The 518-nt window shown below is 45.8% G+C and carries 1 protein-coding gene; it reads left to right on the top strand.

The window, feature by feature from the left end; all coding sequences use genetic code 11:
* Positions 1 to 518, top strand: a 518-nt coding sequence (locus tag AAX04_RS11515) for a thiamine pyrophosphate-dependent enzyme (RefSeq protein WP_238377884.1), incomplete at both ends; no start/stop codon positions are given.

Consider the following 518-nt stretch of genomic DNA (forward strand, 5'->3'; position numbering starts at 1 on the left):
GTGCATACTCTTCATGGTAGGGCTATTCCTTATGCTATGGGTGTTAAGCTTGCTGATCCTGGTCTTGAGGTTGTTGTTAATGGTGGTGATGGTGACCTGCTCGGCATTGGTGTTGGGCATTTCGTGAGTGCCGGTAGGTATAACGTGGACATGACCATCATCCTGCATAACAATGGGGTCTACGGTTTAACCAAGGGTCAGGCGTCACCAACACTGCCTAGGAATGTTAAGACTAAGGCTTTACCTAAGCCTAACATTAAGGATGCCTTAAACCCAATAGTACTGGCATTGGCAAGTGGATACACTTTCGTGGCTAGGTCATACGCATACGACACAAGACACCTGAAGGAGGTTATTAAGGCTGCAATAAGGCATAAGGGACTGGCACTAGTAGACGTATTGCAACCATGCCCAACATACAATGACATAAACACTAAGGAATGGTACGAGAAGAGGATAAGAAAACTAGAGGATGAAAAATGGGACCCAGTGGTAAAAGACCCAAAGGAAGCAGATGA

Origin of the sequence: Caldivirga sp. MU80 (assembly GCF_001663375.1) — an archaeon.
In the GTDB taxonomy this organism is placed as follows: Archaea; Thermoproteota; Thermoprotei; order Thermoproteales; family Thermocladiaceae; genus Caldivirga.